Below are 9,247 nucleotides of genomic sequence, written 5' to 3'. Positions count from 1 at the left end.
TCATTACGAATATTTTATATTCATCGAAATCAATGCTTCGCGAGATCCTTTCTCTGCTCGAAGACGTGCTAAATATCGTTCCCAAATTTCCACTTGATGACTACCTAATTCATAAAGAATTTTCCATGAAAACAGCCCAGTATCATGGCCATCGTCAAATACAATTTTTACGGCATAATTACCAACAGCTTCAATTGCGTTGATATTAACCTCTTTTTTGTGGGTCACTAAAATCGGGTTACCATGCTGCTGAACCTCTGCAGATGGTGAGTGCACACGAAGCATTTCACAGCTGATGTTAAACATTTCGCCGTTGTCAAAGCTCACTTCTAACAACTTAGACTTACGCTTTAGTTTAATGCCAATAACGTTTGGGGTGGCTTCTGACATGTTATTACCTATAAAAAGTGGTTACCATAAAAAAGGATTAACGATAAATCGAGGATTTTAATCATACTCGATTTTGGCGTTAATCCCATTTTTATCATGCCTAAACGTGGCATGTTAAGACATCATTTCAGCTTGATAGTGATCCAGTGACTAAAGAATAAAGCGGCTTAGATCTTCATCTTGTACAAAGGTATCTAAGTGCTTATTCACATACTCGGCATCAATCACGAAGGTTGAACCTGATTTTTCTGAGGCATCATAAGATATCTCTTCCATCAGCTTTTCCATAACCGTATGCAGTCTACGCGCACCGATATTTTCAGTGCGCTCGTTCACTTGCCAGGCGGCTTCTGCGATACGCTCAATCCCTGATTCAACAAACTCAACTGTGACACCTTCAGTGCCCATCAAAGCCACGTACTGTTCGGTAAGTGAGGCATGTGGTTCTGTTAAAATGCGTTTAAAATCGTTAGCAGATAACGCATCTAACTCAACGCGAATAGGTAGACGACCTTGTAATTCAGGGATCAAATCAGATGGTTTTGACATCTGGAATGCACCTGAGGCGATAAACAAAATATGGTCTGTTTTTACCATACCGTGCTTGGTGGTTACCGTACAACCTTCGACTAAAGGTAGAAGGTCGCGTTGCACACCTTCACGCGATACATCAGGACCAGAGGTTTCACCACGTTTACAAATTTTGTCAATTTCATCTAAAAACACGATGCCATGCTGTTCGACTAACTCGATGGCTTGTTCTTTTAAATCTTCCTGATTAACTAACTTTGCCGCTTCATCTTCAATCAATTGTTTATAAGCATCTTTGATTTTCATCTTTTTACGCTTAGAGGTGTTCTGGCCTAAGTTTTGAAATAAGCCTTGAAGCTGATTGGTCATTTCTTCCATGCCTGGTGGAGACATGATTTCAACACCAATTTGAGGCGCAGTAACATCAATTTCAATTTCTTTATCGTCTAGCTGGCCTTCACGCAGTTTTTTACGGAAGATTTGACGAGTGCCTGAATCCTCTTTTTTCTCGGTTTCCCAATCTTCTTTTGGCTTAGGCAGTAAAGCATCTAAAATACGCTCTTCGGCAAGTTCTTCGGCACGAAAACGGCATTTCTTCATTTGCTGTTCGCGGGTCATTTTCACCGCTGAGTCAGTTAAATCGCGAATGATTTGCTCAACTTCTTTGCCGACATAACCCACTTCGGTAAATTTAGTGGCTTCTACTTTGATGAAAGGGGCATTAGCTAATTTTGCTAACCGGCGGGCAATTTCAGTTTTACCGACACCCGTTGGGCCGATCATGAGAATATTTTTCGGGGTCACTTCTTGACGTAAAGATGCGTCTAGTTGCATACGGCGCCAGCGATTACGAAGGGCTACCGCAACTGAGCGTTTGGCATTTTTTTGGCCAATAATGTGCGAATCGAGTTCATGGACAATTTCACGAGGGGTCATTTCAGACATAATTTTTCCTTTCGCTCGAATTAATAATTCAGCTCTTCAACGGTTTTGAATTGATTGGTGAATACACAAATATCGCCAGCGATGGTCAGTGACTTTTCTGCAATGTCACGGGCGCTTAATTCGGTATTTTGCAGTAAGGCAAGTGCAGAAGCGTGAGCATAGTTACCACCAGAACCTATGGCAATTAAATCGTGTTCAGGCTGAACAACATCACCGTTACCGGTAATAATTAATGATTCTTTGGTATCAGCAACCACTAACATGGCTTCTAACTTACGCAGCATTTTGTCGGTACGCCAATCTTTGGCTAGTTCGACGGCTGACTTAAGTAAGTGGCCTTGATGCATTTCAAGTTTAGTTTCGAAACGTTCAAATAAGGTAAATGCATCAGCTGTGCCGCCAGCAAAACCCGCTAAGACTTGGTTGTTATAAAGGCGGCGTACTTTACGTGCATTGCCCTTCATGACAGTGTTGCCCAAAGACACTTGGCCATCACCTGCGATGACAACTTGGTTATTACGGCGTACAGATACGATTGTAGTCACAGTAAATCCTCTTCACTAAATTCAGCAGGTATAAAAAGCCTTCTGCTAATTGATATAAAGGATATGGGGGAGTGATTGGTAGTTTTCAAGTTAGAAAGGTTAACATTCGTTTATGAAAAAGCCCGATGTCTCGGGCTTTCATTTTTAGGTATAAAATAGCCTTATTGCCATAACCAAATCTGGCAGGTGTTGATGCCCGCTTTTTGCATTTTATGGCGACCACGTTCGCCATCACGCTTACTTTCAAATGGCCCTAAAACGACACGATACCATACACCGTTAGTGCCTTCTGAACGTTTGACCAGGGCTTCCATCCCCATGAAAGCAATGCGCGCTTTCATTTCATTGGCCTGGCTTTCTTGGCGGAACGAGCCACATTGCATTTGATATAAACCACTCGAGACGACGCCTGAATTAGGCACATCAACGTCTACACTTTTATTTTCTAACTCTTCAAGATAAGTCCATTCTTCTTGAGGTTTTGGTGGTAAGGCATTGGGATCTTTTTTGGCCACTGCTGGTTTAGTTGCTTGCTTGTCTGTGGCTGTCGACTTTGTCGCTGTGTTGATTGCAGGCGCTACGTCTTCTGAGCTGCCTTTAATGGTCCATAAAAAGTAACCAAATCCAGATACCAATACGATGGCTAGCAACCAAGGTATCAAGGGCATATTGCTTGATGAGGTGTTTCGTTTTGACGAACGCGCCCCTTTACCGGCCTTAGCGGCCGATTTAGGTTTGCGATTGGCATAATCTCGGCTCATATTTACATGCGCTCTAAGGTTTCAATGCCTAATAACGATAAGCCAGTTTTTAAGGTGTTAGCTGTTAATTGGGCTAATAACAGACGGCTTTGCTTTTGCGCGTCGGTGTCGGCCGCCAGAACGGGGCAGGCTTCGTAGAAGCTTGAGAACTCGCTGGCTAGCTCATAGAGGTAGGCACATAATACGTGTGGCTGACCTTTGTCTGTCATGCGGGTTAGCACTTCATTAAACTGCGCAAGCTTAGTCCCTAAGTCTTTTTCTTTCTCGTGCTCAAGTACAATTTTTGCCTGACTTAGGTCGATGTTGTCAGCACGCTTGAAAATACCCGCGACGCGAGTGTAAGCGTAAAGTAGGTAAGGCGCGGTATTACCTTCAAAGCTCAGCATTTGCTCGAAGCTAAAAATATAATCACTGGTGCGGTTTTTGGATAAATCAGCATATTTAACCGCGCTGATCCCTACTACTCGGGCAATTTCAGTTAAGGTTTGCTCATCCATATCAGGATTTTTGCTACGCACTAATTCCAGCGCACGTACATTGGCTTCATCTAATAAATCAACCAGCTTAACGACGCCACCGCTTCGAGTTTTGAATGGGCGGCCGTCTTCGCCGTTCATGGTACCAAAGCCTGTATGTTCTAACGTCATCTCTGGACGAACAAATTTAGCTAGGCGCGCAAGATTAAATACCTGCTGGAAGTGCAGCGCTTGACGTAAATCCACAAAGTACAACGCACGATCCGCTTTGAGTACATTTGAACGATAACGCATTGCGGCTAAGTCAGTCGTCGCATACAAATAACCGCCATCGGCTTTTTGAATGATAACAGGAAGAGGTTCACCCTCTTTGGTTTTAAATTCATTTTGAAATACGACTTTGGCGCCGTTACTTTCGGTTAATAAACCTTGGGCATCTAAGTCAGCAACAACTTGATCTAAATCGGCATTGTAGGCACTTTCGCCATGGACATCTTCGCGGGTTAAGCTAACACCTAAACGCTGGTATACGTCCAAACAATGGCTAAGTGAGATATCATTAAACTCACGCCATAATTTGTTGCAGTAAGTATCACCCGACTGTAGTTTTACCACTAACTGACGCGCGCGAGTTGCGAACTCAGTTGATTCATCAAAGCGAACTTTGGCAGCACGGTAAAAGTTTTCTAAATCAGATAATTCTAAGGCGGCCTGTTCACCTTGAGCCGCTCGTAATTCTTCCATATAAGCGAGCAACATACCGAATTGGGTGCCCCAGTCGCCTACATGATTTTGACGAATAACGTTATGACCTAAAAACTCCAATGCGCGGACTACGCTGTCACCAATAATGGTTGAACGTAAATGCCCTACGTGCATTTCTTTGGCTAGATTGGGTGAAGAGTAGTCAACAACGATATTTTGCTTGGCCGGTAATGGCACACCTAAGTGATCATCATTAAGCGCCTGTTGCAATTGGTTGGCTAGGGCATTGTCATCAATGAAAAAGTTAATAAAACCCGGGCCTGCGATAGCCACTTTAGCCACATGGGAAGACTTTGGTAACGTGTCGATAATAAGTTGAGCGACTTCACGCGGCGGTTTGCCCACCACTTTAGTGAGCATCATTGCAAGGTTGGTGGCTAAGTCACCATGGCTTTTATCTTTAGTGCGGTCCACTTGAATACGCGCTTGAAAATCAGCTGGCACAATACCTTGTTGTTGGAACGAGGCGATGGTTTGTTGTAGTAAAGATTCAATATGTGATTTCATGGGCCTTTGCTTGCACTAAATTCGTTAATGAATGACACGACAGAACCGCATATTTTAGCCGCTTATGGGGGTAAATTGCTATGTACTTGATAGAATTTTTTAAGATTCATCATTCTGAGGCAATTAAGCGGCCTAATAGCAGTCAATTACATTAAATCTTGTGGATCACGATCGATACTCCAGCGACATTTTTTGGTTTCAGGCAGTTGCTCGATTAAGTTTAAGATTTTTTCAAACTCGAGCTGAAGCCTTTGGCGTGTTTTTGCTTGAAACATCAACTGCCGACGATATTTACCAGCTTTTCGATCCAGCGGAGCTGGAATAGGACCGATGATTTCAAAGGCTTTGTCTTGGGGTAAAAGTTGACTGACTTTGGTTAAAAACGCGTCTGCGTCGGCTGCTGAATGAGCTTCTGCGCGAATGAGTATCATGTGCCAGGCGGGAGGCAGTTGTGCTAGTTGCCGCTCCTTAAGTTGTTCTCGGGCAAAATCGCCGTAGCCCTGACGTAATAAACTGCGCAGCAAGACATTGTCGCTTTGGTGGGTTTGTAATAGTACTTTACCGGGTTTGTCTGCGCGGCCTGCTCGACCTGAAACCTGAGTGTATAGCTGGCCAAAACGTTCAGGGGCGCGAAAGTCAGCACTGAATAATGCCCCATCTACATCGAGCAAGCCTACTAACGTCACATCTGGAAAATGATGCCCTTTGGCCAGCATTTGCGTTCCAACCAGTATTTTGTATTCGCCTTTATGAATGCCGTGCAGTTGTTTTTCTAGCGAACCTTTACGTCTGGTGGTGTCGCGATCAATACGAACCACAGGGTAAGTGGGAAAAAGGGTGGTAAGTGCTTGTTCAAGTTGCTCTGTGCCCAAACCGTGCCCCATCAACATGGTGCTACCGCATTGATGACATTGTTTAGGGATCGCATACTGATTACCGCAATGGTGGCAGCAAATTTCATTTAAGCCTTGATGCACTGTAAAAAATGCGTCACAGCGATCGCACTCATGCAAGTGGCCGCATTCATGGCACAACAGTGCGGGGGCAAAGCCGCGGCGATTTAAAAATAACAGTACCTGATTGCCAGCATCTAGGTGCATGCGCATTTCATTAATTAGAGACGATGACATGCCGTTTTTAAGTGGCTGGTTGGTGATATCGATAATCCCTTGTTTAACCTTCTGCGCCGCTCCCGCTCGTTCACCTAATGTTAGGTGGTGGTAACGTCCTGATATGGCGTTTTGTAATGTTTCTAAAGAAGGGGTTGCAGTGCCTAATATGACCGGAATATCTTCATAATGACCGCGCATTACGGCTAGATCACGGGCATGGTAACGTACGCCTTCTTGTTGCTTAAAGCTGGCATCATGCTCTTCATCTAAAATAATAATTCCGGGGAACAACATGGGCGTAAAAAGTGCCGAACGGGTACCAATAATAATCGCAGCTTGTCCACTTCTGGCTTGGCGCCAAGCATCAAGACGTTGGTTGTCGGTTAAACCAGAGTGGATAACGGCAATGTTTACGGCAAAACGCCGTTTGAAGCGATTAATGGTTTGTGGCGTTAAGCCTATTTCAGGCACTAAAATCAGCGCTTGTTTGCCTTGCTTTAAAATGGCTTCAAGCACAGATAGATAAACTTCCGTTTTACCCGAACCCGTTACGCCTTCAAGTAGGCTGCAATTAAAGCCTTGTTGTTGATTGAGTATCGATACCGCTACCGCCTGCTGTTTGTTCAATTTATGGGGTGTTTCAGTGATATCGAGTTGTTGGCGCCAACTTAAATCGATTGTGATAGTTCGTGCCTTTCGTTCAACCCAGCCTTTATCTTCTAATGCTTTTAGTGCTGCCTTGCTGTATTCAAGGCTGACAAACTCGTCATGGGTTAATGGGTGATCTTTCAGATCGTCGAATAATTTTTTTTGTGCGGGGGCGCGGTTTAGCATGCTAACCTGCGCAGCTTGTCCCTGACTGGTTAAGCAATATTGGGTGATTTCTTGCGGGGCGGTGTCAGCCCCTTTTCGTAAGGCAACAGGTAAAGCCTGGCTGAGCATTTGGCCCTGGCTAGTAAAGTAATAGCGTGCCGCCCATAACGTTAGCTTATATAAAGCATCTGGCAATATCGCTTGGGTATCGAGAACTTGAGTGATGTTTTTTATTTGGTTCTCGGCTAAATCGCATTGATCCGTTATCGCAGTGATTAAGCCAATAAGTTGCTGGCGTCCGAAAGGTACTTTAACCCGTAAACCAACGGCAAGCGCCGAGACGTGTTTTTCTGCAACACGATAACTGAAGTTTCTTCGCAGTGGGACAGGTAAGGCAACTTCAACATACACAGGCATAGTTTTCCAAAAGGCAATTTAGGATGTTCATTCTAATGAGTAATTAGTGTAACGTTATCAGATAAATATAATATTCCGAATGCATAATAGGGTCGCGCAATGAAAAAACTTGGGTTTATGATTAACAGCCTAATATTAATAATGACTTTTTATTGCAGTATGTTATCTGCTGAAGTCTCACATGTCAGTATTAATAGTCGTCAGTTTGCTATAAACCAAGCCCCGTCATTAAAAGTGAATTTTATTTCAAAGCACAAAGATTTAAATCAGTTTTATTTCACTATCAAACAAGGTAGTGGCCAACATGCTGTCGAGCTGACACTTACCGCTAGCAGAATCAATCCCTACTTAATACATTTGCAAGGGGATGGATTGATAATGGATAGGCAGGCTAAGCTGATAGTCTCAATTTTTCGAAACGCAGATTGGCTTCAAATAGCCTCTCTACCGGTATTTGATGCACCTTTATCAAATAATGCGGCTGAATTAACCTCAGGTGTGAACCTTGATAATTCGCTATTAAAGCAAAAAAAGACTGGCATGGCGAACAGCGTCAAGCCTTCAGTGGCAATAGAGGACAGCCCTCTTAAAAAAGTAATGCAATTACCGACGATTGTGCCAGATTGTTTGGTAAATAATTCAGACAATGAAACTTTATGGAAAATTGCCAATAGGTACAAACTGCAATGGAATACCAATGTGTATGGCGCAATGTTAGCCATATTCGAAGTGAATACCAAAGCCTTCTCTAAACAGCGTATACATTTATTGTTAAAAGATGCGTCATTAAATTGTCCAGCACCCCATATTTTGGCGCAATATAATGATGTGTCAGTTGACCGACGCACTTTTGAGGCTTTACAGGCTAAGCATTTGGTTTTTTAAAGATGGCGCTAAGAATTAATTAGACTTTAGTTGCGGTTAACGAGACTCATTCTATATAGTTGTAATGTTTTATATCATTCGTCATAGCAACCAATAGATATTTCAGCATCGATTAAAGTCTATAAAAATCGAATGCCAAGATAAAAAAGATAAAGGATAAATCAATGAAAGCCTTTCAGATATGTTTCGCGTTAGCGGGGTTAACAGTTGGCTCGTTAAGCCAAACTGTAATTGCTGATGTGAGCCATATTGGTATTGAAACAATGGGATTTGAGGCTGGCGAATTACCTAAACTGAATGTTAATGTTGTCAGTGACCATAATGATGTTTCGCTATTAACTTTTTATATTCGTCAGAAATATAAAAATACCGTAGTGCTTGAAAAACTCCTTGTCGATGATCATCGGCAAAATACCTTTGTATTACGTGGCGAAGAAAAAATTATTGACCCAAACTCGTCGCTTATTGTGTCTGAGTATCGTGATGGTAAATGGCAGCAATATTCTCCGATCAGTTTGTTTAACAACGACATGAATAAAATCTCAGCGAGCACCCAGGTCAACAAGCCCGTTGCGATTAAAACCATGAAATCTTCAGATGCTTACAAGCAGCGTTATCAAGCCGTAGCCAAAGACAGCTTGGCAAAACCTGAATACAGTTATGGGCGCTCTACCACTACCGCGCCCACTTCCACAAAAAGTACTGTATCTTCAGCTCCAGCTACATCCGGCTGCATGATTGATAAAACTTCAGCGGACACTCTTTGGACTGTGGCCTCTAATCATGCAAAATCCTGGGGGACTAACGTGTTTGGAGCAATGGTGGCCATTTATCAAACTAACCCTAATGCTTTTATAAATCATAATATAAAAAAGCTAAAATCAGACAGTCAGTTAACTTGTCCTTCCGATGAGACACTGGCGCAATTTACCAGCCCTAATCAAGATAAAAAAACCTTCGATGCACTTGTTAAGACTGGTATTCCACAGCCCAATAGTGAATATGAATCTTCAGTGGAAATTGCACTTAAAGAAGATGAAGCACAATTAATTGTAAAAAATGAAGTAGTGCAAGCTATTAATGATGAGTTTACTCGTCCT

General features: G+C 42.8%; 8 protein-coding genes. 2 read left to right on the top strand and 6 right to left on the bottom strand.

What is annotated here, in order from left to right:
* Window positions 1-3: 3 nt before the first annotated feature.
* The 6 genes from NE535_RS18345 to priA form a co-directional block, all read right to left on the bottom strand.
* A complete protein-coding gene (locus tag NE535_RS18345) occupies window positions 4-390 on the bottom strand; it encodes a gamma-butyrobetaine hydroxylase family protein (RefSeq protein ID WP_188842473.1) in 387 nt (128 codons plus the stop codon).
* Between the two features lie 150 nt (window positions 391-540).
* On the bottom strand, window positions 541-1,866 hold the full coding sequence (gene hslU / locus NE535_RS18340) for an ATP-dependent protease ATPase subunit HslU (protein WP_261299997.1): 1,326 nt from the start codon (window positions 1,864-1,866) through the stop codon (window positions 541-543).
* A 20-nt stretch (window positions 1,867-1,886) separates the two neighbouring features.
* Window positions 1,887-2,411: an ATP-dependent protease subunit HslV gene (gene hslV, locus NE535_RS18335; protein WP_188842477.1), complete on the bottom strand. Its 525-nt coding sequence runs from the start codon at window positions 2,409-2,411 to the stop codon at window positions 1,887-1,889.
* A 161-nt stretch (window positions 2,412-2,572) separates the two neighbouring features.
* Window positions 2,573-3,172 carry an SPOR domain-containing protein gene (locus tag NE535_RS18330; RefSeq protein ID WP_261299996.1) on the bottom strand — a complete coding sequence of 200 codons (600 nt, stop codon included), beginning with the start codon at window positions 3,170-3,172 and terminating at the stop codon, window positions 2,573-2,575.
* Window positions 3,173-3,174: 2 nt separating this feature from the next.
* Window positions 3,175-4,920 (bottom strand): arginine--tRNA ligase, encoded by a 1,746-nt coding sequence (argS, locus tag NE535_RS18325; protein WP_261299995.1) that lies wholly within the window; start codon window positions 4,918-4,920, stop codon window positions 3,175-3,177.
* Between the two features lie 146 nt (window positions 4,921-5,066).
* Window positions 5,067-7,262, bottom strand: a complete 2,196-nt coding sequence (gene priA / locus NE535_RS18320; protein ID WP_261299994.1) for a primosomal protein N' — start codon at window positions 7,260-7,262, stop codon at window positions 5,067-5,069.
* Between the two features lie 99 nt (window positions 7,263-7,361).
* Here priA and NE535_RS18315 point away from each other — a divergent pair, with 99 nt between their 5' ends.
* Together NE535_RS18315 and NE535_RS18310 are read left to right on the top strand one after the other, a co-directional pair.
* Window positions 7,362-8,147: a LysM peptidoglycan-binding domain-containing protein gene (locus tag NE535_RS18315; protein ID WP_261299993.1), complete on the top strand. Its 786-nt coding sequence runs from the start codon at window positions 7,362-7,364 to the stop codon at window positions 8,145-8,147.
* Between the two features lie 164 nt (window positions 8,148-8,311).
* Window positions 8,312-9,247 (top strand): FimV/HubP family polar landmark protein (locus NE535_RS18310; protein WP_280925491.1); only part of this gene is annotated, 936 nt, incomplete at its 3' end.

It is taken from the genome of Shewanella holmiensis (assembly GCF_025370255.1).
Lineage (GTDB): Bacteria > Pseudomonadota > Gammaproteobacteria > Enterobacterales > Shewanellaceae > Shewanella > Shewanella holmiensis.
The sequence above is the reverse complement of the archived record's forward strand: the minus strand, read 5'-3'. Positions and strand labels throughout refer to the sequence as shown.